Source organism: Rhodoferax sp. BAB1 (assembly GCF_013334205.1).
Lineage (GTDB): Bacteria > Pseudomonadota > Gammaproteobacteria > Burkholderiales > Burkholderiaceae_C > Hylemonella.
Map to the genome: position 1 here is coordinate 3773780 of NZ_CP054424.1, position 26527 is coordinate 3800306.

The window sequence follows — 26527 nt, forward strand, 5'->3', positions numbered from 1 at the left end:
CTCAGATCACTTCGAGTTCGGCATTCAGGGCACCGGCGGCCTTGATGGCCTGCAGGATGGCCAGCAGGTCCTGCGGCGTGGCGCCCAGGGCGTTGAGCGCGCGCACCACGTCGGCCAGCTTGGGCGCGTTGGGCAGCTGGATCAGGATGCCCGGTTCCTGGCGGATCTCGATATTGGTCTTCTCCGCCACCACGGTCTGGCCCGAGGACAGCGGGCCGGGCTGGCTGATGATGGGCGTGGAGCTGATGCTGACCGAGAGGTTGCCGTGCGCGATGGCGCAGGGGCCCAGGGTCACGGCCTGGTTCAGCACGATGGAGCCGGTGCGCGAGTTGATCACCACGCGCGCGGCCGGCACCGAGGCCTCCAGGGGCAGCTCTTCCATCTCGGCGATGAAGCTGATGCGGTCGTTCGGTTCGGTGGGCGCGCGCACGTCCACCGTGCGGCCGTCCAGGGCGCGGGCCACGCCGTCGCCGAAGCGCGTGTTGATGGCCGCGGCCACCCGGCGCGCGGTCTGGAAGTCGCTGGCCTCCAGGCCGAGCTTGAAGCTGCTGCCTTCGAGCAGGGGCGTGGGCACGGCGCGTTCGATCTGGGCGCCACCAGGCACGCGACCGGCGCTCAGGTGGTTGATCTGCACACGGCTGCCGCCGGCGGCCGCACCGGCACCAGCCACGATCAGGTTGCCCTGGGCCAGGGCATAGACCTGGCCGTCGGCACCGCGCAGCGGCGTGGAAATCAGCATGCCGCCCTTGAGCGACTTGGCGTTGCCCATGGAGGAGACGGTGGCGTCCACGCTCTGGCCGGGCCGGGCGAAGGCCGGCAGCTGCGCCGTGACCAGCACGGCGGCGACGTTCTTGAGTTGCAGGCGCGAAGCCAGCTCCGGCGAGAGGGCAATGCCCATCTGCTGCAGGTAGTTGCTCAGCGTCTGCGTGGTGTAGGGCATCTGCGTGGTCTGGTCGCCGGTGCCGTCCAGGCCGATCACCAGGCCGAAGCCGGTGAGCTGGTTGCTGCGCACGCCATCGATGGTGGCCACTTCCTTGATGCGGCTGGCCAGCACGGGCTGGGCCAGCAGCAGGCCCAGGCCCAGGCCCAGCAGCACGGCGCCGCGGCGCAGGGTGGCGAGCAGTGAGAGGAGGTGGCCGGTGTTCATGGTGGTGCGGGGCTCAAGTTCTGGCGGGAAAGGTCGAAACCAGCGATAACTGATTCTGTAAGCGCTCAGAAGGGCGAAAGGTTGAAAAAGAACCGGGTTAACCAGCCTACTGTCTGCGCTTCATGCTGCGGGCCGCGGCCCTTGGACTCGACGCGCACATTGGCGACCTGGTTCGAATTGATGATGCTGCCCGGCAGGATGGCCAGCGGATCGACGGTGCCGGTGAAACGCAGCACGTCGACGTTGTGGTTCAGGCCGATCTGCTTTTCCCCGGTGACGACCAGATGCCCGTTGGGCAGGACGTCGGCCACGGTGGCCGTGATCGAACCCGAGAAGGTGTTGGCCGCTTCGGTGCCGCCCTGGCCCGAGAAGTCGGCCTCGCTGGCCGCGCCGATGCGCAGCCGGTTCTCGGCCGCCGTGCCCGGGAACTTCAGCCCCGGCACCATGGTGATGCTGCCGTCGATGCTGCTGCTGCGGTTGGCCGTGGAGCTGGACTTCTGGCTGGCCGTGACGGCCTCGACGATGCGGATGGTCAGCGTGTCGCCGACCTGGCGCGCTCGCCGGTCTTCGAAGCTGGGGCGGTAGCTGGCGTTCTGGAACAGGCTGCCGGTGGCAGGCCGCACGGCCGCCTGCGCGGGGACTTGTGCCATGCGCGCGTCGGCAAAGTCGACCTGGGCCGGCTTCGGGGTGGCGGCGCAACCCGTCAACAGCGCGACGCCAAGCAGGAGCAGGAAGTGTTTCATCAGAGTTGTCCCAGCTTTTGCAGCATCTGGTCCGAGGTCTGGATGGCCTTGGAGTTCATCTCGTAGGCGCGCTGGGTCTGGATCATGGTCACCAGCTCCTGCACCACGTTGACGTTGGAGGTTTCCAGGAACCCCTGCATCAGCTGGCCCAGGCCGTTGGCGCCCGGGGTGCCGGTGTTGGGCTGGCCCGAGGCGGTGGTCTCGGCGTAGAGGTTCTGGCCGCGCGGCTCCAGGCCGGCCGGGTTGATGAAGCTGGCCAGCGGAATGGTGCCGATGGGCTGCGGCGTGACGGTGCCGGGAATGGTGGCCGTCACGTTGCCGTCGGCCGAGATCGAGACATTGGTGGCGTTGGCCGGCACCGTGATGCCGTTGGCCACCGGCAAGCCGTTGTTGGTGACCAGCTGGCCCTGGGCGTTCACCTGGAAGGCGCCGTCGCGGGTGTAGTTGATCGTGCCGTCGGGCATGGTGATCTGGAAGAAACCGTTGCCCTGGATGGCGATGTCCAGGTTGTTGCCCGACTGCTGCAGGCTGCCCTGCGTGAAGGTGCGGCTGGTGGCCACGGTGCGCACGCCCAGGCCGACCTGCAGGCCGGTGGGCAGCTGCGACTGTTCGGAGGTGCTGGAGCCGACCTGGCGCAGGTTCTGGTACATCAGGTCCTCGAACACCGCGTGCGAACGCTTGAAGCCGTTGGTGGACGAGTTGGCCAGGTTGTTGGAGATCACGTCCAGCTGCATCTGCTGGGCTTCCATGCCGGTCTTGGCGATCCACAGGGAATTGAACATGGTGGCTTCCTAGAGGTGAGGGGGGTGCATCAGCCCTGCAGGCTGAGCAGCTGGCCGGCGGAGCGGTCGTTGGATTCGGCGGTCTGCATCAGGCGCATCTGCACCTCGAACTGGCGGGCGGTCTGGATCATGCCGACCATGGTCTCCACCGCGTTCACGTTGGAGCCTTCGAGCACACCCACCAGCATGCGGGCGTTGGCGTCGTTGGGCAGCGGTGCGCCCGAAGCGGGGCGGAACAGGCCGTCGGTGCCGCGCCTGAGCGGATCGTCGGGCGTGGGCGTGGCCAGCTTGAGGCGGCCCACATTGGTCGAAGGCTGGTTGCCGGTCTTGGCGCTGATGGTGCCGTCAAAGCCCAGGCTGATCACCGAGTCCTGCGGCACCTGGATGGGCGCGCCGCCGTCGGACAGCACGGGCAGGCCGTTGCTGGTCTGCAGCACGCCCTCGGGTGAGACTTCGAAGCCGCCGCTGCGGGTGTAGGCCTCGGTGCCGTCCAGGCCCTGCACGGCAAACCAGCTGCTGCCCTGCGGCATGGCGTCCATGTCGCGGCCGGTGCGCTGGGCCGGGCCGGGCGCATCACGGTGGCCGGCGGTGGCCTCCAGCGCGAACACGCGCGTGGTGGCGCCGTCGCCGCGCAGGGGCACGGCGCGGTAGGTCGAGAGCTCGGCGCGAAAGCCGTTGGTCGAGACGTTGGCCAGGTTGTTGGAGAGCACGGACTGCCGGTGCGCGGCAGCGTTGGCTCCGGTCATCGCGGTGTAGATCAGGCGGTCCATGGCATGTCTCTTTCAGGTGGCGTTTAGCGCAGGTTCACCAGGGTCTGCAGCACCTGGTCCTGCGTCTTGATGGTCTGGGCGTTGGCCTGGTAGGCACGCTGCGCGGTCATCATGTTGACCAGCTGCTGCGTGAGGTCGACGTTGGAGTCCTCCAGCGCGCCGGCGCGCAGGCTGCCGAACTTGCCCTCGGTCGGGGCGCCCTGGATGGGCTGGCCCGATTCCAGGGTCTCGATCCACTGGCCGTTGCCGGTGGGCGCCAGGCCCTGCACGTTGCGGAAATTCACCATGGCGAACTGGCCGGCGGCCTGGGTCTCGCCGTTGGAGTAACGCGCCAGGATGACGCCGTTCTCCTCGATCTTCACGCCCACCAGTTCACCGGGCGGGTAGCCGTCCTGCGACAGGTCCGAGACTGCGAAGCGTGCGCCGTACTGGGTGGCGGTGGCCACGTCGAGCGTGACGTTGAAGGTGCCGATCGCCGGGTTGGGCGAGGTGATGGGCACGGTGAGCGCGGCCGGCACGGTGGAGGTCAGCAGGCCGTTGGTGCCGAAATTCAGGAGACCGACCGCGCTGGCGGTGGCGGTGGCGGCCGAGGTCGGATCGGTGTAGATCTGCCACTGGTCGTTGGCGACCTTGCGCATGTACATCGAGACCGGGATCGGCACGCCCTGCGAGTCGTAGGCCGTCAGCGAGGTGCCGTAGGTGGTCAGCGGGGTGTTGGGGACGACCGAGTTCCACACCACGGCCTCGGCGTCCACGTTGAACTCGGCGGTGATGGCCGTGGTCTGGTTGGCACCGATGGGCGCGGCCGTGGGCAGCTGGATGGGGTTGGTCGAGAAGCTCAGGCGGTTGCCGGCGATGTCGGTCTGGTAACCCAGCACCTGGGCGCCGGTGTTGGTGGTGATGAAGCCGAAGCGGTCGAGCTTGAGTTCACCCGAGCGCGTGTAGGCCGCCGAGCCGTCGGGCAGTTCCAGCTGCAGGAAACCCGCGCCGTTGATGGCCACGTCCAGGTCGTTGTTGGTGACCGAGATGTTGCCCTGCGTGAACTGCTGCGAGACCGTGCTCACCTCCACGCCCAGGCCGGCCGAGCTACCGCCGCCCGTGCCCAGAGAAGAGGCCACCAGCTCGCCGTATTCGGCGCGCGAGGCCTTCATGCCCGTGGTGTTGGCATTGGCGATGTTGTGGCCGATCACGTCCAGGTTGCGACTGGTGGCGTTCAGACCGGAGAGACCTTGTTGGAAGCCCATGGTGTGTTCCTTGGTGGATGCGTGAGAGTGCGGGGTTCAGAGAATGGACTTGATGTCGGCGTAGGACACCGGGTCGCGGCCGAAGAGGCGGATCTGCATGACACCGTCTTCGCTGCCCACCGACTCCACGGTGCTGCGCGCCAGCCCCGTGGTTTCGATGGCGTTGCCCGCGCGGGTGGCGACGATGCGGAAGCTCGGCTCGGTGGTGCCGGCGTAGGCCGAGGCATCCCAGGCGAATTCGTGGCGGCCGGCCGGCAGCGAGCCGGCGCTCAGGGTGTCGATGATCTGGCCCGAGCCGTTGAGGATCTCGATCTTCACGTTGTCGGTCGCGCCCGACAGCTCGATGGCGCCGCGCGCCACGCCGTCCTGCACCACCAGCTGGTCGCTTTCGATGAACACGTCGCGGCCCACCAGTGCGGCGCCCTGCAGCACCTGCATGGTGGAGAACTGGGCCGTCATGCTCTGCATGGTGCTGTTGAGCTGCTGGATGCCGCTGACCGTGTTGATCTGCGCCATCTGCGTGGTCATCTGCGCGTTGTCCATGGGGTTGAGCGGATCCTGGCTGTTGATCTGCGCGACCAGCAGCTTGAGGAAACGGTCCTGCATCTGCGCCGGGTCGGTGCTGAGCGTGCGGTTGGACGAACTGCCGGTGTTCGTGAGGCTGTTGATGTAGGTAGCGCTGTCGACGGCCATGGTGGGGGCTCCGGTTTTACTGGCCAAGCTGCAGCGTCTTGAGCAGCAGGGTCTTGGCGGTGTTCATGACTTCGACGTTGTTCTGGTAGGAGCGCGAAGCGGAAATCATGTTGACCATCTCCTCCACCGGGTTCACGTTGGAGTGGCTCACGTAGCCTTCGGCGTCGGCCGAGGGGTGGGTGGGCTCGAAGACACGGCGCGCCGGCGTCTGGTCTTCCTTGATGCTGCTGACCTTGACGCCGGCCGAGGAGGCGGAGTCCATCAGCACGGTCTCGAAAGTCACCTGGCGGGCCTTGTAGGTCTGGCCGTCGGGGCCGGCCACGGCATCCGCATTGGCCAGGTTGCTGGCCACCACGTTGAGGCGTTGCGACTGCGCGCTGATCGCACTGCCTGAAACGCCGAAGATGGAAAACATGGACATGATGGTGTTCCTTGGCCGGTGGCGGCTTATTGGCCCTGGATCGCGCTCAAGATCGTGCGCGAGTTGCCGTTAATGAAACGCAGGGTCGATTCGTAGCGCACCGCGTTGTCGACGAACTTGCCGCGTTCGCGGTCCAGGTCCACGGAGTTGTTGTCCATGGCCGGCTGGGTCTGCGCTGCGTAGCCCAGGTTGGAGCCCAGGCTGCCGTTGCCGCCATTGAGCGGGATGTGGCGCGGATTGGGCGCCGCAGCGGCAGGCTGGGCGCTGCCGGCGAGATCCTTGCCGCCCAGGGCCTGGCTCATGGCCTCGCGGAAATTGAAGTCACGGGCCACGTAGCCCGGGGTGTCGGCATTGGCGATGTTGCTTGCAATGGTGCGTTGGCGTTCGGCGCGCGCCACCAGGGCCTTCCCATGGAAGTCCAGTGTGCTGGTCAGTTTGTCGAACATAAACACCTCTGCTTTATCGGTGGGGCCGCCTGTAGCGGACGGCTGGCAGGACCCCGTGCGGAAATTATGGAAAGAACTTTAATTTCCGAGCCGCTGAAATAAGGGGGGAAAACTGCGCTTTTGCCGGGTTTGCGCTTCACGCCTGTTCCTATAGTCGGCAATGTGGGTGGAGTCCTGAGCCTTTTTTTGTAACACCCGGCGACACGGCTCAACCTGGAGGTGCAGTTCATGGCAAACGTACAGATGGCAGGAAAGAGGCGCACGCGCGGCTGGCCCGGCGCGCTGCTGGTGTTGGCCTGTGCATTCATCCAGCTGCCGGCCCTGGCCCAGGCGGTGAGCAGCGAGGCCCAGTTGCCGGCGCTGGCGCAAGCCTGGCTGGACCGGACGCTGGCGGCCCAGGCCGCGCGCGACCAGTTGCCGGTGCGCCTGGAAGCCACGCTGGGTGTGCTGGACAGCCGCTTGCGCCTGGCGCCCTGCGCCCGTGTCGAAGCCTATCTGCCGCCGGGCAGCCGCCTGTGGGGCAGCAGCCGTATCGGCCTGCGCTGCCTGGAGGGCGCCCGCCGCTGGAATGTCTCCATACCGGTGACCGTCAAGGCCACCGGTTCGGCCTGGGTGCTGCGCCGTGACGTGGCGCCCGGCCAGCCGCTCGAGGCGGGGGATCTGATGCTGGCCGAGGTGGACTGGACGGCCGAGGCCAGCCCGGTGCTGGCCGGCCGCGACGCCTGGGCCGGCCAGGTGGCCACCCGGGCCCTGAGCGCCGGCCAGACCCTGCGCCAGAACATGGTGCGTGCCGCCCAGGTCTTCCAGGCCGGCGCCCAGGTGCGGGTGCTGGTGCAGGGCGGCGGTTTCCAGATCAGCGCCCTGGCCCAGGCACTGTCGCCCGGTGTGGTGGGCCAGCCCGCAAGGGTTAGAACCGATAGTGGGCGCGTGCTTTCAGCTACCGTTCTGGATGCCCGGACGGTGCGGGTCGAGCTGTGAAGCAGCAGATCACAGGAAAAACGCAGAAAAACCTCAAGTCAGTCATGATGCTGCCGATACCCAACGTACGGGGCTTTTTATGCCCTCCTGGCGGATAGCCCCTATCCGCGGCAGTATTGGAGAACGCCATGAAAGTAGGTCAACCGGCAGATTTGCCCAAAGTTTCGACACCGCCGGCCGCGGCGTCCGGAGCGGCTGCGCCTGCGAAAAAGGAAGCCGCCGCCACGGCCGCCAGCACCGCCAGCTCTTCCGGCGTGGCGGTGACCGTCTCGACCTCGGTGCGCAGCCTGGAGCAGGCCAACCGCGGCGAAGCGGCCGACATCGATACCGAGAAGGTCAACGCAGTGCGCCAGGCCATCGAGGACGGCAGCTATGTCGTCAACCCCGAAGCCATCGCTGACAAATTGCTGTCCAACGCCCAGGAAATGCTGAACCGCACGCAGAACTGAGCACCCCACGGAGTCATAAGCCATGCTGCCCGCCGAGATTGAAAAACCGCTGTCACAGATCGAGATGCAATGCGAATCCGTGGCCGCGGCCGTGGCCACGGGCGAGCCGCAGCTGCTGGAAACCGCCAGCAACGCCCTGCAGCAGGCGGCCCTGGGTTTTGCCAGCCTCATGGAGCGCCTGGGCGGCGCACAGCAGGCCGGCCCTGAACTGCAGGCCCGCCTGAAAAAGCTGGCGGTGCAACTCAACATCCAGCGCGAAAACCTGATCCGCCGCAGCGTGGTGGTGGAACGCGCCCTGCACGCCATGGTGCCGGCCACGCGCAAGAGTACCTACGCCGCGCCGGCCGGCCGGGCCGGCAGCTACAAGGCGTTTTCGGCCTGAGCTGACAAGGCTTCCAACACAAGGGCTGCCGTGGGCAGCCTTTTTTGTTTTCGGTGGAGACCTTGCGGGGTTTCGCGGTTTGTTAGGAGCGCGGCTCTGCGTTATATTGACCCGGATTCTTCAAGCAAAACAAGCACTTAGCTTGCAGCAAGAGAGGCGCCGTGATGAAAATTCGTCCATGTTATTCCGCACTTTTGCGGTCGATATCACGTTGAGCGTCATAGATGAGCTCGAAACGAACTCTGAATGGTTGGCGCAGGTTGTGGATCGTCGCTGCCGGCGCTGCATTGCTCTACGCCGTCTTCTGGGCGTTCGGCAACGTTCCGTCCACGTACGCGGTCGACCATAAGGTTGTGTCGGCCTACGCCAATCCGCAGTGCCGCCAGGTCATTCAAATGCCGGCAACCTCGAAGCTCGACCCCGAACCCGAGTACGGCAATCCGTGCTGGTCCCTCTACGTCTACAGGCACCTCTATGAGGATGCAGCTACTACTAGCGAAGGCTACGTGAGCGATATCGAAGGTCGTCGCCGTCAGGCTCTCCTGATTTCGCTCGGCATCGCCCTGGTCATGTGGCTCGTGGGCGTATCTCTGTTGTACGGTGCTGGCGCCGTTGTGGCTTGGATCCGCAAGGGCTTTGCGGCGTCTGCAGCCCAATGACGCCCAACTCAAACGTTAGGCCGCAGAACCAAGCACCTGCCCGACATGTCCACGTTTGATGAGGCTGCCGCCGTACGCACCTACCTCAAGTTGATGCATGAGGTTGTGACCCGCCTGGACTTGATTTCTTACGCATGCAACGGTCAGTTGAATCTAGCCCCACCGTATGCCTTTGAGTACTGCTACTTGCAGTACAGACGCATATGTGAACTCCTCGCACTGGGTTGCCTGCAACTTCATGGTGATCTACCTGCTACCAGAACCAACGCGGCGACAAAGGAATGGAACGCCGAGAGAATCATGGGCCTTCTGCACCGAAGTCATCCCCATGCGTTCCCGCAGTGTGCCGTCGCGACTAAGACGCCTACGGGATGGAACTACGTTGCGAACTCCAAGCCGAACGCCATGACACTCGTGGAGTTCAAGGCGTTGTATGGCAAGTGCGGCCAGGTTCTCCATCGAGGAACAATCCGCTCAGTTGAGACAGAACAGCCGCTGCAGAAGCAGGACTACGCTCAAGTGATTCTGTGGTCGCAAAAGATCGTGGACCTACTCAATCAGCACTTTGTGAGCAGATCCGATGGTCACGGCCTGTACTTTGTTTCCCTCAAGACGGAGTCAGGAGGGCCTGCATGCAATGTGCTCACTGGATTCACCGAAGGGGCTGTCTCAGTCGCCACATATAACCTCTCGGTCGAAACTGCGGCCTAGCCCCTCGCTTTGCACGGCCCAGAGCGCCAGCCTCAGTAGTCAGCTGAGCTCCAACGTTAACAAGCCGGTAGTCGTGAGACAAAGAAAAAGGGCTGCTCAGGCAGCCCTTTTTCTTATGTATCTCTCTCAATGCGACCGCATCTTTGCCCGCAGCCGCGCGATCGACTGGCTGTGGAGCTGGCACACGCGCGATTCGGTGATGCCCAGCACGGCGGCGATTTCCTTGAGGTTCATGTCCTGCTCGTAGTACATGCTCATGATGTACTGCTCGCGCTCGGGCAGGTGCTTGATGGCCTCGGTCAGGGCGCTGCGGATGCGCTGGTTGCGCAGCAGCTGCAGCGGGTCGGAGTCGCCGTCGACCATGTGGCGGTCGAGGAAGGTGTCGTCGCCCTCGCCGCTGCCGGTCATGTCTTCCAGGTAGACCAGCTGCGTGCCCTTGACCTTGTAGAGCAGGGCCTGGTACTCGGCCAGCTCCAGGCCCAGTTCGGCGGCGATCTCGGATTCGCTGGGGGAGCGGCCGAGCTTGTGTTCCAGGCGGGTGAGCGCCCCTTCGATTTCCTTCTGGCTCTTGCGCGAGCCGCGGCTCATCCAGTCGTTCTCGCGCAGCTCGTCGATCATGGCGCCGCGGATGCGCTGGGTGGCGAAGGTTTCGAACTGCACGCCCTGGCTGGCCTCGTAGCGGGTGAGCGCCTCCGACAGGCCGATCAGGCCGACCTGGATCAGATCGTCGACCTGGATGCTGGGCGGCAGCTTGGCCATCATGTGGTGGGCCAGGCGGCGCACCAGCGGCGAGTACTGCCGGATCAGGGCGTCGCGGTCGAGCTGGCCTTTGGCGGTGTACATCAGAGGCTCCTCGCGGCACGCGAGTCGCGGCCGGCGGCAGGGGGGGCGTCCAGCGCGGCGGCTGCAGCGCATGTTCCAGGGTGCGCAGGGCCAGGCGCTGGACCTCCCCGGTCTGTTCGGGGCAGACGGTCAGGGCCGGCACCTCGCAGGCGAGGAAGTCCCGGGCACAGTCCTGCAGGTTCCTGCTGATGCTGTGGCCCGAGACGCGGGTGGCCAGGTTGGAGTCGTCCATCACAGCCACGATGGTAGGCCTAAGTTTGCCCATGTTCAACAACTGCTTGAGCGCGTGGTAGGCGGTCAGCAGCGCGGCATCGCTGGTCGAGACCGGCAGCAGCGGCGACAGGCCGCTGCCCTGCAGCGAGCGCGCCAGTTCGTGCGCCGGGGCGTAGAGCAGGATCAGCTCGTAGTCGTGGAAGAGTTCGGCCAGCTGGCGCGCGCGCTCGGCACTCGCCGCGGCCGGCGGGCCGGCCTGGGGCGTGCCCATGGCGGTCAGGCCCAGGGCGGCCGGCACGATGGGCCAGTCTTCCGGGCCCTGGCCGAGGTGGCTCAGTTCGTCGCTGTCCATCAGCAGCTGCTGCAGGCCGGGCTGCGCTTCGGATTCGCGCATGTGGGCGTCGAGCACCACCACCGGGTAATCCAGCGCCGTCCAGGCCGCACACAGTTGCCACAGCAGGGGCAGCTCGCTGCGGCGGTCGCCGTGGCTGGCCAGGGCGACGATGCGCGGCGCGTGGCCGGCGGCCAGGGCGGCCAGACCGGCGGCCTGGTGGCTGTCGGTGTCAAGCATGCAGCCGTCCCTGTGCGTGCAGGCCCTGCGTGCCGGCCTGCGCGAAATACAGGCCCAGTTCGGCCATCTGCGGGTCGTGGGCCGATTTGCCCGAGGAGCGCATGGACAGGCGGACCAGCTGCTCGGCGTCGGCGCGTTCCCAGTCCTCGGGCACGCGCTGGCCGCTGCTCACGCCGCGCAGCACCAGGTGGTTGCGGATGACGGTGTCCAGCGCGGGGCCGAGCTTGACGGCCTCGTCGATCTTGGTCAGCACGGCCTGTTTCGCGCCGAAGTTGGCCACGGCCTCGTCCTGGGTGTCGCCATGGCTAGCCGCGTTGAGCACCAGCAGGCGCTTGATCTGCGGCAGGTTCAGCACGTCGAGGATGTCGCGCTTGCGCGGGTCGCGCGGGGCCACGCCGGTGGTGTCGATGATGACCATCTTGCGGTTGCTCAGCAGGCCCAGCAGGTCCTGCAGGGCGGCGCGGTCGTGCGCCATGTGGGCCACCACGCCCAGCATGCGGCCGTAGGCGCGCAGTTGCTCATGGGCGCCGATGCGGTAGCTATCCAGGGTGATCAGGCCCACGCTGCCGGCGCCGTGCGTGCGCGCGCACAGCGCGGCCAGCTTGGCGGCGGTGGTGGTCTTGCCCACGCCGGTGGTGCCGACCAGGGCGAATACGCCGCCTTCGTCCTTCAGCGCGGGGCCGCCGGCGTCGGTCTTGATGTTGCGCGTGAGCACGCCCAGCAGCCAGAGCATGGCCTCGGCCGGGCTGGCGTCGTCCGGCATCATGCTGAGCACGGCGCGCGCCAGGGCGGGCGAGTAGCCGGAGCGGATGAGCTTGAGGGTGAGGTTGGCGTGGATCGGGCTTTGTTTGGTCTGGCCCAGCCAGGCCAGGGTGCTGAAGCGTTCCTCGATCAGATCCTTCATGGCGCTGAGTTCGTTGACCAGGCCCTGCGGCACGGCGGCCGGGGCGGCGGCCACGGGTGCCGCAGCGACGGGCAAAGGCGCGGGGGCGGCCACGGCCTTGCGCGGGGGCTGCGGGGCGACCTCGGGATCGGGCGGGATGATTTCGTAGGCGGGGCGGGCCGACTGGGGCGCTGCGGCCTTGGCCTGTTGCTGGGCTTCGGCGCGGCGCTGCAGCATGCGTTCACGCACATAGTCCTGGAAGGACAGGGTGCTCATGGCCAGCTGGGCGGCGTCGTCTTCCACCGGGGTCTGGGCGGCGGCACGCACGGCGGCGGGGCTGGGCGCGGGGGCGGCCTTGGCGCGGGGTGCGGGAGCCACGGGGGCGGTCGTAGCAGCGGGGACACTCTGGTCCAGCGTGGCCAGCGATTCCTCGGTGGTGGCCACCACTTCGATGCCCTGCGGGGTCTGGCGGTTGGAGAGGATCAGCGTGCCATCGCCGAAAACCATGCGGGCCTTGGCCAGGGCTTCGCGGGCGGTGGCAGCGTAAAAACGTTGGATGTTCATGTCAGGGCACCTCGAAGGATCGGGCCGATGCGGATGGAATGGGTTTCAGGAATCTCGCTGTGCGCCAGCACCTGCATGCGCGGCGCGGCGCGGCGCACCAGGCGCGCGATGGAATTGCGGATGGTGTCGGGCACCAGCAGGCAGGCCGGCACGCCGGTCTCTTCCTGCTTCATGGCCACGGTGGCGGCGTTGCGCGTGAGCATGTCCGCCACGCCGGGGTCCAGGGCCGGGCCGCCGGCATGGCCCAGGGCCTGCACCAGCAGGCGCTCCAGCGGCGGGTCGATGGCGATGACGTTGAGTTCCTTGGAGGGGCCGTAGATCTGCTGCACGATGGCCGGCGAGAGCGCCACGCGCACGCGCTTGGCCAGCTCGACCGGGTCGGTGGTGCTGGTGGCGTGTTCGGCGATGGTCTCGATGATGGTGCGGATGTCGCGGATGTGCACCGATTCCTCCAGCAGCAGCTGCAGGACTTTCTGGAACACGGCAATCGAGATCATCTTGGGGACCACTTCTTCGATCAGTTTCGGTGCCAGCCGGCTGACGTGCTCGACCAGTTGCTGGGTCTCGGTGCGGCTCAGCAGCTTGGCGGCGTGGACCTGCATCAAGTGTGACAAATGGGTGGCCATCACGGTCTCGGAATCAACGACGGTAAAGCCGGCCATTTGCGCTGCTTCCTTCTGGCGCTCGTCGATCCAGTGCGCGGGCAGGCCGAAGGCCGGGTCGGTGGTGGCGGTGCCGATCAGCGGGGTGGTGATGCCACCCGGGTTGATGGCCAGGTACATGCCGGGGAAGGCCTCGCCGTCGCCGACCACCACACCGCGCAGGCTGATGCGGTAGCCGCTGGGCTTGAGCTCCAGGTTGTCGCGCACGTGCACGGGCGGTGGCAGGAAACCCACTTCCTGCGCGAACTTGCGGCGCACGCCCTTGATGCGGGTGAGCAGGTCGCCCTGGCGGTTCTTGTCCACCAGGGTGATGAGGCGGTAGCCCAGTTCCAGGCCGAGCTGGTCCACGGGCTGCAGGTCGTCCCAGCTGGCTTCGCCGTCGCCTTGTGCCGCCGGTGCCGCGGTGGCCTCCTCGGTGGGTGCCGGCTTGTTCGCGAGCACCCAGGCGGCGTAGCCCATCAGGGCGGCGATGGAGAGGAACACGATGTTGGGCATGCCGGGGATCAGGCCCAGCACGCCCAGGATGCCGGCGGTGATGCCCAGTGCGCGCGGCGAGACGAACATCTGGTTGGCGATCTGGCGGCCCAGGTCTTCTTCCTTGCCCACACGCGACACCACCATGGCGGCCGAGACCGAGATCAGCAGGCCGGGGATCTGCGCGACCAGCGCATCGCCGACCGCCAGCAGGATGTAGCTGTCGGCGGCCTGGCCCGCGCTCAGGTTGTGCTGCAGCATGCCGATGGCAAAACCGCCGATGATGTTGATGAAGAGGATCAGGATGCCGGCGATGGCGTCGCCGCGCACGAACTTGGAGGCGCCGTCCATGGAGCCGAAGAAGTCGGCTTCCTCGCTGACTTCGGCGCGGCGGCGCTTGGCCTCCTTCTCGTCGATCATGCCGGCGGAAAGATCGGCGTCCACCGCCATCTGCTTGCCGGGCATGGCGTCCAGGGCGAAGCGCGCCGACACTTCGGCAATACGCTCGGCGCCCTTGGTCACGACCACGAAGTTGATCACCACCAGGATGGCAAAGACGATCAGGCCCACCGCAAAGTTGCCGCCGATCAGGAAGTGGCCGAAGGCCTCGATCACCGCGCCGGCCGCGCCAGGGCCGGTGTGGCCGTCGAGCAGCACCACGCGGGTGGACGCGACGTTGAGCGACAGGCGCATCAGCGTTGTCAGCAGCAGCACGGCCGGGAAGGACGCGAAATCCAGCGGGCGCAGCATGTAGGCGGCCACCATCATCACCATCAGCGCCACGGCGATGTTGACGGTGAACAGGATGTCGAGCATCCAGGCCGGCAGCGGCAGCACCATCATGGCGAGGATGGCGACCACCAGCAGCGGCGCGGCAGCGCCCGAGAGCACGGCGGCGTGGCGGCCGAAACGGCCTTGCAGGGTCTGGAAGAGCAGGTTCATGCGGCGCTCGGGTTCGGTTGGGCCAGGGGCGAGGCCTTGGGCTGCAGGGGATCAAGTCCGGGTGGCACGGGCGGCTGCGGCGGCTCGCCCGGCATGGGGCCTTCGCCGCGCATCGCGGCGCGCAGGCGGTAGATGTAGGCCAGTACCTGCGCCACCGCGGTGTACAGGCTGGCGGGGATGTCCTGGTCGAGCTCGGCGTGGGCGTACAGCGCGCGCGCCAGCACCGGCGACTGCAGCACCGGCACCTCGTTCGCCTTGGCGATGTCGCGGATCTTCATGGCCAGCAGGTCGGCGCCCTTGGAGATGACACGCGGCGCGCTCATGGTCTTCTCGTCGTATTTCACGGCCACGGCGTAGTGCGTGGGGTTCATCAGGATGAAGTCGGCCTTGGGCACGGCCTTGATGCTGCCGCGCTGGGCGATCTCGCGCGCCTTGTTGCGGCGGTGGCCCTTCATCTGCGGGTTGCCCTCGGACTCCTTGTGCTCGTCCTTCATTTCCTTGAGCGACATCTTGAGCTCGGACTGGTGCAGGAAGTTCTGCAGCGGCAGGTCGATCAGGGCCACCAGCAGGATGACCGTGAGCAGCAGGCCGGTGCCGGTGAGCAGCCACTCGAACATGGTTCCCAGCGCGGCGACCGACGGTTGCATCACCAGGGCGGCGACCGAGGGCAGGGTGGAGTGGATGAAGGCCGCCGCCAGCGCCAGGATGAAAAACATGATGAAGGTGGTCTTGGCGGTCTCGGCCAGCTTCTTCTTGGAGACCAGGCCCTTGAGGCCGGCCAGGGGGCTGAGGCGCGTGAGGTCCGGCATGATGGGCTTGAGGCTGAGCACCCAGCCGCCCGAGGCCAGTGTGCTGAGCACGGCGACCGTGGTGACGATGAGCGCAAAGATGACGCAGCCGATCAGGCCGGTGAGCGCCATGGCCTGCAGGCGATCGAGCATGCTGCCCGACTGCTGGACCACCGCCGCGTCGAAGGTGAGCTGCCGGCCCAGGGCCAGCTTGAGCTCGCCGTACATGTAGGGGGCCAGGAAGAGCAGGGTGAGGGCGCCGCCGCCGAGCACGGCCAGGTGCCCGATGTCGCGTGAACGTGCCACCTGGCCGTCTTCACGCGCCCGCTGCAGCTTGCGCGGCGAGGCGGGTAAATTGCGGTCCTGACTGCTGGAATCCATGGTGGCGCGAAGCTGAAGTTCACGCCATTGTCGTCAAGGGGTGCCGTAACTAAAGGCCGAAAAGACCGGCCTTTCCACCCTTGATCCTGAGGAGGCTTTCAAAGCCAGGGCACCCGTGGAACCGGCTTTGCCGGGCCACCGGGTGCGTCCCCCTCCCGCCGCAGGCGAGAGAGGGGGGAGACGCGAAGCGTCTCGGGGGGTGGTTCGTTAGAACCCCAAACTCGCCAGCAGGTCGTCGACCTGGGACTGGCTGGTGACCACGTCGGTGGATTGATCTGGATCGACCACGGGACCCGAGAGCACGACATCGTCCACGCTGAGCGGGGCAGCAACAGATGCTGGGGCGCTGACGAGGGACTGCAATTCGGGCGGGGCGGTCTGGATCAGCAGCTGGACCAGCTGGTCTTCGATGGTGGTGGCCAGGTTCACCACGCGGGCGATCACCTGGCCGGTCAGGTCGTGGAAGTCCTGCGCCATCATGATCTCGGTCAGGTGCTGGTCGACCTCGCCATTGGCTTTTTCCAGGTCGGTCAGGAAATTCATGATGTGGCCCTTGGCCACGGCGGCCACCGGGTCGGCCACCAGCAGGGCGATCATGTGCCGGGTCTGGGCGGCGATGTGGTCGTGCTGGGTCTTGGCCTGGTCGACGCGGTTGAGCACCTTCTCGGCGGCCTCGCCGGTCAGGCGGGCAATGTAGGACAGGCGCGACTTGGCGTCGGGCAGTTCGCCGGCCGTGCCTTGCAGCTTTTCGGCATAACCCAGCTCGTGCAGGGCATCGTGCAGCTGACGGGTCAGCTGACCGATCTTGTGGTGGACGTCCGGGGCGGCGTCCGGGGAAGCGGCGTCCCCGGCGTTGTGGGCAGAGGCGCTGGGTTCCATGATTTAGGCAAGCCCCGCTTTTTTGAGGATGTGGATCACCTTGTCCTCCAGGGTGGCCTTGGTGAAGGGCTTGACGATGTAACCGGCCGCCCCCTGCTGGGCCGCCAGCACGATGTCTTCCTTGCGCGCCTCGGCGGTCACCATCAGCACCGGGATGTGCTTGAGCTTCTCGTCCTTCTTGATCTCGGCCAGCAGCTGGAAGCCGTTCATGTTGGGCATGTTGATGTCGCTGACGACGAAGTCGAAATTGCTGGCGCGCAGCTTCTGCAGCGCGACCACGCCGTCTTCGGCCTCGTCGGCATCGGCAAAGCCGCTTTCCTTGAGGAGGTTGCGCACGATGCGCCGCATGGTGGAGAAGTCGTCGACAACCAGGAATCGGGGGTTGGCCATGGCTGAGCCTTTCTGTTCTATTGGGGCAGCTGTTGAAGCAGATTATCGCAAGTCCGGGCGATGGCCAAGTCTTTCGGATGCTTTGCAGTGGGGTTCATTGTGCCGGTGTGGCCGGCGCAGGCGTGGCGACAGGGGCGGCCGGCACTTCGGCGGGCGGGGCGGCGGCCTCGGGCTCGGCCAGCACGGGCACCCGGCTGGTACCCAGCAGGCGCTCCTCGGCCTCGCGGGTCAGGACCATGATGCTGATGCGCCGGTTGACCGGCGCCTGGGGCTGGGCCGGCTCCAGCAGCACGCTGGAGGCCAGGCCGGTGACGCGGATGAGCTTGTCCTCGGGCATGCCGGCGAGCACCAGTTCGCGGCGCGAGGCATTGGCGCGGTCAGCCGAGAGTTCCCAGTTGCTGTAGCCCTGCAGGCCGCCCGCGAAGGGCGCCTGGTCGGTGTGGCCGTCCAGGCTGATGCGGTTCTCCACGCCGTTCAAGGCGGTGCCTATTTCGCGCAGGATTTCGCGCATATAGGGCTGCACCACGGCGCTGCCGCTGGTGAACATGGGGCGGCCCTGCTCGTCGACGATCTGGATCTGCAGGCCGTCGGGGGTGGTTTCCAGGCGGATCTGGTTGCTGAACTGCCGCAGCTTGGGGTTGTTCGAGATGGCGGCGCTGATCTTGGCGGCCAGTGCGGCCAGCCGGCGGGCGTCCTGGCGGGCGTTCTCGGCACGGGCCTGCTCCAGCGCACGCCGCTTTTTCATGGGGTCGGCGCTTTCGCCCTGATGCTGTTGACCCGCCTGTTGCGTCAGGTCGGCACCGCCACCGGGCAGGATGGTGGGGCTGGCGCCGGCGCCGCTGCCGCCGGCCATGGCGACCTTGAGCGGTGAGCTGAAGTAGTCGGACAGGCCCTTGAGGTCGCCCTTGGAGGTCGAGCCCAGCAGCCACATCAGCAGGAAGAAGGCCATCATGGCGGTCACGAAGTCGGCGTAGGCGATCTTCCATGCGCCGCCATGCGCAGCGTGCCCGGTCTTCTTGACCTTCTTGACGATGATGGGCTGGAGCTTTTTGGCGTCGGAGGCCATGGCTAACCTGGTCGGTGCGTCGGCTTACTTCTTGCCGCGCACGTGGCTTTCGAGTTCGATGAAGGTCGGGCGCTCGGTCGAGAACAGCACCTTGCGGCCGAACTCGATGGCGGTGGAGGGGTTGTAGCCCTGCATGCTGGCCAGCAGCGTGGACTTGATGCACTCCAGTTCCTTGGCGCTGTCCTGGGCCTTCTGCTCCAGCAGGCCACCCAGCGGCTCGACCACGCCATAGGCCAGCAGGATGCCCAGGAAGGTGCCGACCAGGGCCGAGGCGATCATGCCGCCCAGCACGGCGGGCGGCTGGCCCACCGAGCCCATGGTGTTGACCACGCCCAGCACGGCGGCCACGATGCCGAAGGCCGGCAGCGCGCCGGCCAGACGGGCGATGGCGGCGATCGGGCCGTGCGCTTCCTGGTGATGGGTCTCGATCTCGTTGTCCATCAGGGACTCGATCTCGTGCGCGTTGAGGTTGCCCGAGACCATCATGCGCAGGTAATCGGTGGTGAACTCGACCACGTGATGGTCGCTGCCCACGGTGGGGTATTTCTTGAAGATGGCCGACTCTTCAGGGTTCTCGACGTCCTTCTCGATGGCCATCAGGCCTTCCTTGCGCGCCTTCTGCAGGATGTCGTAGAGCAGGGCCATCAACTCCAGATAGCGCTCCTTGGTGTACTTGGAGGTCTTGAGCGCCTGCGGGATCATGGCGATGGTCGCCTTGAGCACCTTGGGCTGGTTGTTCACCACAAAGGCACCCAGGGCGCCGCCGAAGATGGTGATCAGCTCGAAAGGCAGGGCCGTCAGGATCACGCCGATATTGCCGCCGTGCACGATGTACACCCCGAAGATGCAACCCATGGCGACGGCATAACCAATGATGACTAGCATGTTCGTGGAGGATCTTGAGGGTGGGCGGATGCGTGGGCTGGTGGCCTGTGCCGGACCATTCTAGGGGAAAGGTCGGGTGGGGCGCTACGAAAAAAAGGGGGCCAATCGGCCCCCTTTTCACGGATATGGCGGTTTGCTGTCGCGCCTCAGTGCAGCAGGATGCCACCCGCCGCACTGCCCTTGCCGGCGCGCGCCGGCGGCTCGCACAGGCCGCAAACGTAATGGCGGGCGTTTTCATAGGGCTCGGAGACGAAATGTCCGTTGCACTTGGAGCATCGTGTCATGGCCAGCATGTTGTTGTCCACGAACTTGACCAGACGCCAGGCGCGCGTGACCGAGAGCAGGGGCTCCATCTCCAGGGTGACCATCTGCTCGCTGTAGAGGCGGAAGGCCTTCATCACGGCTTCGATGTCTTCCAGGCTGCTGGTCTTGCTCAGGTACTCGTAGATGTTGAGGAAGAGCGAGGCGTGGATGTTGGGCTGCCAGGTCAGGAACCAGTCGGTCGAGAAGGGCAGCTGGCCCTTGGAGGGGGACTTGCCCGCCACTTCCTTGTACAGGCGCAAGAGGCGCTCGTAGGACAGGTCGGTCTCGCTTTCGAGCACCTGCAGCCGGGCACCCAGCTTGATCAGGGCGACGGCGCGCTCGATCTGGCGCGATTCATTGAGGACGCTTTTGCCGGTGGCCATGGCGTGCTCCTCAGGTGGCTTCGGCGAAACGGCCGGCCATCAGGATGCTGGCGTGCAGGCGGGTGGTGGCGTCGTTGTCCACCTTGCGGGCGGCCTGGTTGGTCAGCAGGCTCCACACCACCTCGTCGTCCATGCGGAAGCGGCACAGCAGCATGCTGCTGGAGGCAATCTTGGAGATCTGCGCCGGGGAGAGGGCAGCCATCAGGTCGGCCGACTCTTCCGAGATACCCAGACGGAATTGCGCCTCGGCCTTGTCCTTGCGGATCAGGTTCTGCGCCAGCATCAGGTAGGTGAGGTTGGTTTCGCGGATTTCGGCGATCATCTGTTCGTCGGTCATTTAGGTCTCCTTTACGGCGCAATTCGAAGGTTTCGCGTTGGGGTTGATTCTGAACACCGGTTGCAAAACTTGAATCAGCCAGTGGCTGTCTGTGCTGAGAGGTAATGCGTACAGGCTTGTAGGGGGAAATCCTACAAACAGGGGGCAAAGGGAATGCCATGAAATAAGACGCGAACACCGGGCAATTCCTGTTTTCCGGGGAGGCCCGCTGCTTTATTCTCTGCGGCTATATATAGAGATACAGTCACTTTCAAGCGGCGCACCATGAAAGCAGTCATCCTGGCCGGCGGCCTGGGCACCCGGATTTCCGAGGAGACCCACCTCAAACCCAAACCGATGATCGAGATCGGGGGTAAGCCCATCCTGTGGCACATCATGAAGATCTACAGCGCCCACGGCGTCAACGACTTCGTGATCTGCTGTGGTTACCGCGGCTACGTGATCAAGGAATACTTCGCCAACTATTTCCTGCACACCTCGGACATCACCTTCGACATGGGCAGCAACCGCATGGAAATCCACCGTCGCCACGCCGAACCCTGGCGCGTGACGGTGGTCGACACCGGTGAAGAGACCATGACGGGCGGGCGCCTCAAACGTGTGGCCGACTACGTGGCCGATGACGAGGCCTTCTGTTTCACCTATGGCGATGGTGTGGCCGACGTCAACATCGCCGAGGCGATCCGTTTTCACAAGGGGCATGGCAAGCTGGCCACCGTCACCGCCGTGCAGCCCCCGGGCCGTTATGGCGCGTTGCAGATGCAGGGTGCGCAGGTGGCCGGCTTTACCGAAAAGCCGCGCGGTGATGGCGGCCTGATCAATGGCGGTTTTTTCGTGCTTTCGCCGCGCTGCATCCCCCGCATTGCCGGCGATGCCACCAGCTGGGAGATCGAGCCCCTGGCCGGGCTGGCCAGCGATGGCGAACTCATGGCCTATGAGCACCATGGCTTCTGGCAGCCCATGGACACCTTGCGCGAGAAGACCTTGCTCGAAACCCTCTGGGCTTCGGGGCAGGCCCCCTGGAAGGTCTGGTGATGACGCAGGGGCAAGCCGGCCGGCCCGACGCTGCCTTCTGGCGCGGCAAGCGTGTGCTGCTGACCGGGCACACCGGCTTCAAGGGCGCCTGGCTGGCGCTGTGGCTGCAGCGCCTGGGCGCGCAGGTCACGGGCCTGGCGCTGGCACCGGCCACCGAACCCAATCTCTTCGAGCTCGCCGGCCTGGTTGGTGATATGGACCACCGCCTGGTCGACATCCGCGATGCAGCGGCTGTGGCGCGTGCGGTGCAGGACACCCGGCCCGAGATCGTGCTGCACCTGGCGGCCCAGGCCCTGGTGCGCGAGAGCTATCGCGACCCGGTGGCCACCTATGCCACCAACGTCATGGGCACGGTGCATCTGCTCGACGCCTTGCGGCAGCACGCCGGCACGCGCGTGGCCGTGCTGGTCACGACCGACAAGGTCTATCGCAACCATGAGTGGCACCACCCCTATCGCGAGAGCGACGAGCTGGGCGGGCACGATCCCTACAGCGCCAGCAAGGCCGCCAGCGAAATCGCCATCAGCAGCTACCGCGACGCTTTTCTCTCCGACCAGGGACTGGCCCTGGCCAGTGCGCGCGCCGGCAATGTGATCGGCGGCGGTGACTGGGCGGCTGACCGCCTGCTGCCCGACGCCGTGCGCGCCTGGTTGGCGGGGCAGACGCTGCAGATCCGCCGGCCGCAGGCCACGCGCCCCTGGCAGCATGTGCTGGAGCCGCTGGCCGGCTACCTCTGCCTGGCCCAGGCCCTGTGGCAGGACGCAGCGCTGGCCGGCCCCTGGAACTTCGGACCGCACGCGCATGAACGCGCCACCGTGCAGCAGGTGGTGGAACTGGCGCGCGGCGCCTGGGGCGGCGGCGCGGTGCATTACGAGAACGAGCCCACGGGGCCGCACGAGGCGGGCTGGCTTGCGCTCGACACCTCGAAGGCGCAGGCACAGCTGGCGCTGCAGCCGCGCTGGTCCCTGGCGCAGACGGTGCAGCGCAGCATGCGCTGGTACCGGGCGCACAAGGATGGCGCTGCCGCGCGTGCGCTGTGCCTGACCGACATCGAAGCCTGGGAAGCCGCCGTATGAGCAGCCTGAAAGTGAGCGACCTGCCCCTGGCCGGGCTCAAGCGTGTGCAACGCCAGCGGCTGGCGGACGAGCGCGGTTCTTTTGCACGCCTCTTCTGCGCCGAGGAACTGGCAGCCGCCGGCTGGACCGTGCCAGTGGCCCAGGTCAACCACAGTTTCACGCGTGCGCGCGGCACGGTGCGCGGCCTGCATTACCAGCGCGCCCCGCATGCCGAGATGAAACTGGTCAGCTGCGTGCGCGGCGAGGTGTGGGACGTGGCGGTGGATGTGCGCGCCGGCTCCCCCACTTTCCTGCAATGGCATGCGCAATTTCTGAGCGCGGCCGACGGTGCAGCGATGCTGATCCCGGCCGGCTTTGCCCATGGCTTCCAGGCCCTGAGCGACGATGCTGAACTCGTCTATTGCCATTCCGCCGCCTACGCGCCGACCGCCGAGGCCGGCCTGCACGTGCGCGATGCCCGGCTGGCCATCAACTGGCCCCTGCCGGTGCTGGGCCTGTCGCCGCGCGATGCCGGTTTTGCCTGGCTGACACCGGGATTCGAGGGGGTGCGCTTGTGAAGTGCCGCCACTGCGCCAGCGAACTGCGCCTGCCCTTCCTCGATCTGGGCAGCGCCCCGCCGTCCAACGCTTATCTGAAGCCGCAGGACCTGCAGGCACCCGAGACCTGGTACCCGCTGCGCCTGCTGGTCTGCACCTCCTGCTGGCTGGTGCAGACCGAGGACCATGCCGGGCGCGAACAACTCTTCAGTGACGACTACGCCTACTTCAGCTCCTTTTCCACTTCCTGGCTGGCGCATGCGCAGGCCTATGTTCAGGCCATGCGCACGCGTTTCGGCCTGGATGCAGCAAGTTGCGTGGTGGAAGTGGCGGCCAACGACGGTTACCTGCTGCAGTATGTACAGCAGGCCGGGGTGCCCTGCTACGGCATCGAGCCCACGGCTAGCACGGCTGTGGCAGCGCGTGCCAAGGGCATAGCGATTGTCGAACGCTTCTTTGGCGTGGCGCTGGCGCGCGAGCTGGCGGCCGCGGGTCGCCAGGCCGACCTCATGGCCGCCAACAACGTGCTGGCCCATGTGCCCGACATCAACGACTTCGTGACCGGCTTTGCCCTGCTGCTCAAACCCCAGGGCGTGGCGACCTTCGAGTTCCCGCACCTGCTGCGCATGGTGCAGGCGTGCCAGTTCGACACCGCCTACCACGAGCACTACTCCTACCTGTCGCTCACCGCGGTGCAGCGTATCTTCGCGGCCAACGGCCTGCAGGTCTTCGACGTGGAGGAACTGCCCACACACGGTGGCAGCCTGCGCGTGTTTGCGCAGCGCAGCGATGGCGGGCGCCAGCCCGTGGGGGCGGCAGTATCAGATCTGCTGGCGCGGGAGCAGGCTGCGGGCATGACGGCGCCGGGCTTTTACGCCGGCTTCCAGCATGAGGCCGAGCGCGTCAAGCGCGAACTGCTGGAGTTCCTGCTGCAGGCGAAACGCGATGGGCTCAAGGTCGGCGCCTATGGCGCAGCCGCCAAGGGCAACACCCTGCTGAACTTCGCCGGCGTGCGGCCGGACCTGCTGCCCTACGTGGTGGACATGAACCCGGCCAAGCAGGGCAAGTACATGCCCGGCAGCCGCATTCCCATCGTGGACGAGGCGCATCTGCGCCAGGACCGGCCGGATCGGGTGCTGATCCTGCCGTGGAACCTGCGCGAAGAGCTGATGGTGCAGTTGGCCTATGTGCGCGCATGGGGTGGGCAGCTGGTGGTGGCGGTACCGGAAATCCGGTCGGCATGAGGGCGGCAGGCCCGGTAACAATCCCCTAAGGAACTCAATATGGCAAATGACCCACGCGACCTCGACGGCTCCCGGCTGCAGCGGGCCTTGCTGCAACTGGGGCGCGACACGGCCCTGCGGGCCGAGCTGATGGACTGGCTCAAGCGTGCCGAGCGGCAGTTGCCTCACACAGGCTCAGTGCGCGACGACATCACCGGCCCCATCATCGATGCGCTGCACAGCGAGCAGGATGTCTACGAGAAACAACTGGCCGACGGCACGCGTTTCCGTTTCCTCTTTCGCACCAAGATCGCGCGCGATTTCATCCTGGCCGAGCAGGAACGCCCCAGCCATGTCTGGGAGCCGCAGACCACGCGCCTGCTGAAGCATCTGACGGCGCAGGGCCGTGGCGATGTGCTGATCGGCGGCGCCTACTTCGGCGACCATGCCGTGGTGCTGGGCGTGCAGCTCAAGGGCAGCGGCCGGCTGGTGCACTGCTTCGAGCCCAATACCGACCAGGCGGCCATGCTGGCGGCCAACGCACAGCTCAACGCGCTGGACAACCTGCGCATCAACAAGCAGGGGCTCTGGCATGAGAGCAGCCAGCGCCTGCGCCTGGACGGCTTTGACTCCTTTGCCAATGCCGTGCCGGCGACCGGCGATGACGGCTTCGAAACCATCACCATCGACGACTACTGCCAGGCCCAGGGGCGCCCTCTCAGCGTGTTGATGCTCGACATCGAGGGCGCCGAGCTCCGCGCCCTGCAAGGCGCGGCGCGCGTGCTGGCCCGTGACAAGCCGGCCGTCGTGTTCGAGGTGCACCGCGATTACGTGGACTGGAGCGTCGGCCTGACGAAAACACCCATCTGCAGCCTGCTGAGCGCCGCCGGTTACCAGCTCTACGCCGTGCGCGACTTCAACACGCACCAGGAAATGGGCACACGCTGCATCGAGCTGGTGCCGGCCGACAGTGTCTACCTGGAAGGCCCGCCGCATGGTTTCAACATGCTGGCGGTGGCCGACCCGGCGCTCGTCGCCGGCCCCTTGTTCCGCCAGGTGAAGAACGTCAGCCCGAAGCTGTTGCGCCACAAGTCGCCGGCGCTGCACCATCCGCTCGACGGTTTGCCGGACTGAGGCTGGCGTCGCCGGTATCTAATCCGTCCCATGAGCAGGCAGATCGCGACCATCATCGGCGGCCACGGTTTCGTCGGCTCGGCGCTGGCGCGGCATCTGTCGGCAGCGGGGTGGGACTGCCGGCTTGCCGGGCGGGATACGGCATGGCCCATGAAGGACCAGCCGCTGGGCCATGTCTTTTATTGCGCCGGCCTGACCGGCGACTACCTGCAGCGTGCGGCGGACACCGTGGAGGCGCACGTCAGCCTGCTGGTGCGTGTGCTGCAGTCCAGCACCTGGGATTCGCTGGTCTACCTGTCGTCCACGCGGCTCTATGACGGCTTGAGCGCTGGCGTTCGGGCTGAAGAATCCACCTTGCTCCCCGTGGCCCCGCAGGTACCACGCCATCTGTTCGATCTCACCAAGCTCACCGGCGAGTCGCTCTGCCATGTGCTGGGCCAGGGGCGTGCACGTGTGGCCCGCCTGGCCAGCGTGTACGACAGCCCGGACGATGCCCAGGGCTTTCTGCCTGCGCTCTTGCGCCAGGTGGCACAGGCGCCACGCGGCGCGACTGTCACGATCGATTCCTCGCCCCAGGCGGCGCGTGATTACATCCATCTGCCTGACGTGTTGCGCGCGCTGGTGGACATCGCGCAGCGTGGCACGCAATCGGTCTACAACGTGGCGACCGGCGAGAACGTGCGCAACGATGAGCTGGCGCAGCTGGTCGGTCGGCTGGCCGGCCGCACCCTGGTTTTCAGGTCGGACCAGGTGCCGGCCGCACCGGCGGTGGTCGACATCAGCCGTCTGCAACACGAGTTCGGCTGGCGACCGGCGCGGGTGGAAACCGTGATCGGCCCCTGGCTGCGAGACATGGCAAAAGCATCATGAACATCATCAACCTCGAGCGTTCGCGGCTGGCCGCTTATGTGCGGACCCAGATCACGCAGTTTTTCCCGACCGGTGAAGATCCCGAGCTGGGACTGATCGATGTGCATCTGGACGAGGCCCTGGGCCGGCTGGAGCGCTGCATCGCCCAGGTGCGCATGTGGACACCCGGGCAGTTCGACGTCCTGCATTCCTCGCAGTACTGCATCTTCCTGTACTACCTGTCCAACACGATCTGGCGGCGTGAGCGGGCGCGTTCGGTGTGCTCCAAGCTGTTCCTGCTGAACAAGATGCTCAACGCGATCGACTGCTTCTACGAGATCGAGCTGCCCGAGGTGTTCTTCATCGGCCATTCGGTGGGCATCGTGCTGGCCAAGGCGACCTATGGCAACCATCTGGTGCTGTACCAGAACTCCACCGTCGGCAAGAACCATGGTGAGGCACCGGTGCTGGAAGACGGCGTCATCCTTTATCCCAATACCGCCATCATCGGGGGCTGCCGGGTGCGCAGCCGCTCCGTCATCGCGCAGGGCGTCAGCGTGATCAGCCGCGACACCGAAGCCGGCCGCATCGCCTACCAGGGGGCGGGCGGTGGTCTGGTGTTCAAGGCGCCCGGGCACGACATCCTGAGCGACTTCTTCCGTGACGTCTGAGCTGGGGCCCTAAC

Annotated in this window: 30 protein-coding genes; 12 read left to right on the plus strand and 18 right to left on the minus strand. The window is 66.4% G+C overall.

The features are described 5' to 3' along the window. Position 1: 1 nt before the first annotated feature. From HTY51_RS18240 to flgB, 8 genes are all read right to left on the minus strand, one after another. Entirely contained in the window at positions 2-1147 is a 1146-nt protein-coding gene (locus HTY51_RS18240; protein ID WP_174254057.1) for a flagellar basal body P-ring protein FlgI, read from the minus strand. 65 nt (positions 1148-1212) lie between these two features. Next, a complete protein-coding gene (locus HTY51_RS18245; RefSeq protein ID WP_174254058.1) occupies positions 1213-1890 on the minus strand; it encodes a flagellar basal body L-ring protein FlgH in 678 nt (225 codons plus the stop codon). Then, positions 1890-2672 (minus strand): flagellar basal-body rod protein FlgG, encoded by a 783-nt coding sequence (gene flgG / locus HTY51_RS18250; RefSeq protein WP_174254059.1) that lies wholly within the window; start codon positions 2670-2672, stop codon positions 1890-1892. The genes HTY51_RS18245 and flgG overlap by 1 nt, the downstream gene beginning before the upstream one ends. A 29-nt stretch (positions 2673-2701) precedes the next feature. Then, positions 2702-3442, minus strand: coding sequence for a flagellar basal body rod protein FlgF (locus tag HTY51_RS18255; RefSeq protein WP_174254060.1), 741 nt, complete (start codon positions 3440-3442; stop codon positions 2702-2704). A 23-nt stretch (positions 3443-3465) separates the two neighbouring features. Beyond that, positions 3466-4686, minus strand: a complete 1221-nt coding sequence (gene flgE, locus HTY51_RS18260; RefSeq protein ID WP_174254061.1) for a flagellar hook protein FlgE — start codon at positions 4684-4686, stop codon at positions 3466-3468. Positions 4687-4722: 36 nt separating this feature from the next. Next, entirely contained in the window at positions 4723-5379 is a 657-nt protein-coding gene (locus tag HTY51_RS18265; protein WP_174254062.1) for a flagellar hook assembly protein FlgD, read from the minus strand. Positions 5380-5395: 16 nt separating this feature from the next. After that, a complete protein-coding gene (gene flgC / locus HTY51_RS18270; RefSeq protein ID WP_174254063.1) occupies positions 5396-5800 on the minus strand; it encodes a flagellar basal body rod protein FlgC in 405 nt (134 codons plus the stop codon). A 26-nt stretch (positions 5801-5826) separates the two neighbouring features. Next, the gene (flgB, locus tag HTY51_RS18275) at positions 5827-6246 is read right to left on the minus strand and encodes a flagellar basal body rod protein FlgB (RefSeq protein WP_174254064.1); all 420 of its coding nucleotides are present in this window, start codon (positions 6244-6246) and stop codon (positions 5827-5829) included. Between the two features lie 228 nt (positions 6247-6474). Here flgB and flgA point away from each other — a divergent pair, with 228 nt between their 5' ends. The 5 genes from flgA to HTY51_RS18300 all read left to right on the plus strand — a co-directional run bounded on the left by flgA (position 6475) and on the right by HTY51_RS18300 (position 9425). Then, positions 6475-7224 (plus strand): flagellar basal body P-ring formation chaperone FlgA, encoded by a 750-nt coding sequence (gene flgA / locus HTY51_RS18280; RefSeq protein ID WP_254606933.1) that lies wholly within the window; start codon positions 6475-6477, stop codon positions 7222-7224. Positions 7225-7352: 128 nt separating this feature from the next. Next, positions 7353-7673, plus strand: a complete 321-nt coding sequence (gene flgM / locus HTY51_RS18285) for a flagellar biosynthesis anti-sigma factor FlgM (RefSeq protein WP_174254065.1) — start codon at positions 7353-7355, stop codon at positions 7671-7673. Between the two features lie 22 nt (positions 7674-7695). Further along, on the plus strand, positions 7696-8055 hold the full coding sequence (locus tag HTY51_RS18290; protein WP_174254066.1) for a hypothetical protein: 360 nt from the start codon (positions 7696-7698) through the stop codon (positions 8053-8055). Between the two features lie 224 nt (positions 8056-8279). Next, positions 8280-8714: a hypothetical protein gene (locus HTY51_RS18295; protein ID WP_174254067.1), complete on the plus strand. Its 435-nt coding sequence runs from the start codon at positions 8280-8282 to the stop codon at positions 8712-8714. 45 nt (positions 8715-8759) lie between these two features. Next, positions 8760-9425 (plus strand): hypothetical protein, encoded by a 666-nt coding sequence (locus tag HTY51_RS18300; RefSeq protein WP_174254068.1) that lies wholly within the window; start codon positions 8760-8762, stop codon positions 9423-9425. A 126-nt stretch (positions 9426-9551) separates the two neighbouring features. On the opposite strand, the gene HTY51_RS18305 is transcribed toward HTY51_RS18300, so the two are convergent. From HTY51_RS18305 to flhD, 10 genes are all read right to left on the minus strand, one after another. Continuing rightward, entirely contained in the window at positions 9552-10268 is a 717-nt protein-coding gene (locus HTY51_RS18305) for an RNA polymerase sigma factor FliA (protein ID WP_174254069.1), read from the minus strand. A gap of 776 nt (positions 10269-11044) precedes the next feature. Next, complete coding sequence (flhF, locus tag HTY51_RS18310; RefSeq protein ID WP_174254070.1) at positions 11045-12499, minus strand: flagellar biosynthesis protein FlhF; 1455 nt, start codon at positions 12497-12499, stop codon at positions 11045-11047. Further along, positions 12496-14577 (minus strand): flagellar biosynthesis protein FlhA, encoded by a 2082-nt coding sequence (gene flhA, locus HTY51_RS18315; protein ID WP_174254071.1) that lies wholly within the window; start codon positions 14575-14577, stop codon positions 12496-12498. The genes flhF and flhA overlap by 4 nt, the downstream gene beginning before the upstream one ends. Next, positions 14574-15746 (minus strand): flagellar biosynthesis protein FlhB, encoded by a 1173-nt coding sequence (locus HTY51_RS18320; RefSeq protein WP_174254072.1) that lies wholly within the window; start codon positions 15744-15746, stop codon positions 14574-14576. Before HTY51_RS18320 ends, flhA begins: the two co-directional genes overlap by 4 nt. A 207-nt stretch (positions 15747-15953) precedes the next feature. Then, positions 15954-16625, minus strand: coding sequence for a protein phosphatase CheZ (locus tag HTY51_RS18325; protein WP_174254073.1), 672 nt, complete (start codon positions 16623-16625; stop codon positions 15954-15956). 3 nt (positions 16626-16628) lie between these two features. Beyond that, on the minus strand, positions 16629-17015 hold the full coding sequence (locus HTY51_RS18330) for a response regulator (RefSeq protein WP_057674615.1): 387 nt from the start codon (positions 17013-17015) through the stop codon (positions 16629-16631). 94 nt (positions 17016-17109) lie between these two features. Next, positions 17110-18081 carry a flagellar motor protein MotB gene (motB, locus tag HTY51_RS18335; RefSeq protein WP_174254074.1) on the minus strand — a complete coding sequence of 324 codons (972 nt, stop codon included), beginning with the start codon at positions 18079-18081 and terminating at the stop codon, positions 17110-17112. A gap of 24 nt (positions 18082-18105) precedes the next feature. After that, positions 18106-18966 carry a flagellar motor stator protein MotA gene (gene motA / locus HTY51_RS18340; protein ID WP_174254075.1) on the minus strand — a complete coding sequence of 287 codons (861 nt, stop codon included), beginning with the start codon at positions 18964-18966 and terminating at the stop codon, positions 18106-18108. Positions 18967-19112: 146 nt separating this feature from the next. Further along, the gene (gene flhC / locus HTY51_RS18345) at positions 19113-19652 is read right to left on the minus strand and encodes a flagellar transcriptional regulator FlhC (RefSeq protein ID WP_174254076.1); all 540 of its coding nucleotides are present in this window, start codon (positions 19650-19652) and stop codon (positions 19113-19115) included. A 10-nt stretch (positions 19653-19662) separates the two neighbouring features. Then, entirely contained in the window at positions 19663-19989 is a 327-nt protein-coding gene (gene flhD, locus HTY51_RS18350) for a flagellar transcriptional regulator FlhD (protein WP_057674619.1), read from the minus strand. Between the two features lie 264 nt (positions 19990-20253). Between flhD and rfbF the strand changes: the two genes are divergently transcribed. From rfbF to HTY51_RS18385, 7 genes are read left to right on the plus strand one after another with little or no spacing between them, the layout of a single operon-like run. Further along, a complete protein-coding gene (rfbF, locus tag HTY51_RS18355) occupies positions 20254-21024 on the plus strand; it encodes a glucose-1-phosphate cytidylyltransferase (protein ID WP_174254077.1) in 771 nt (256 codons plus the stop codon). After that, complete coding sequence (rfbG, locus tag HTY51_RS18360; protein ID WP_174254078.1) at positions 21024-22100, plus strand: CDP-glucose 4,6-dehydratase; 1077 nt, start codon at positions 21024-21026, stop codon at positions 22098-22100. Before rfbF ends, rfbG begins: the two co-directional genes overlap by 1 nt. Next, positions 22097-22657 (plus strand): dTDP-4-dehydrorhamnose 3,5-epimerase family protein, encoded by a 561-nt coding sequence (locus HTY51_RS18365; RefSeq protein WP_174254079.1) that lies wholly within the window; start codon positions 22097-22099, stop codon positions 22655-22657. The genes rfbG and HTY51_RS18365 overlap by 4 nt, the downstream gene beginning before the upstream one ends. Continuing rightward, positions 22654-23880, plus strand: a complete 1227-nt coding sequence (locus tag HTY51_RS18370; protein WP_174254080.1) for a class I SAM-dependent methyltransferase — start codon at positions 22654-22656, stop codon at positions 23878-23880. Before HTY51_RS18365 ends, HTY51_RS18370 begins: the two co-directional genes overlap by 4 nt. 39 nt (positions 23881-23919) lie before the next feature. Further along, positions 23920-24993 carry an FkbM family methyltransferase gene (locus HTY51_RS18375; protein ID WP_174254081.1) on the plus strand — a complete coding sequence of 358 codons (1074 nt, stop codon included), beginning with the start codon at positions 23920-23922 and terminating at the stop codon, positions 24991-24993. Positions 24994-25023: 30 nt separating this feature from the next. Beyond that, positions 25024-25863, plus strand: a complete 840-nt coding sequence (locus HTY51_RS18380) for an NAD(P)-dependent oxidoreductase (protein ID WP_174254082.1) — start codon at positions 25024-25026, stop codon at positions 25861-25863. Next, entirely contained in the window at positions 25860-26513 is a 654-nt protein-coding gene (locus HTY51_RS18385; RefSeq protein ID WP_174254083.1) for a hypothetical protein, read from the plus strand. The genes HTY51_RS18380 and HTY51_RS18385 overlap by 4 nt, the downstream gene beginning before the upstream one ends. The last annotated feature ends 14 nt before the right edge of the window (positions 26514-26527 follow it).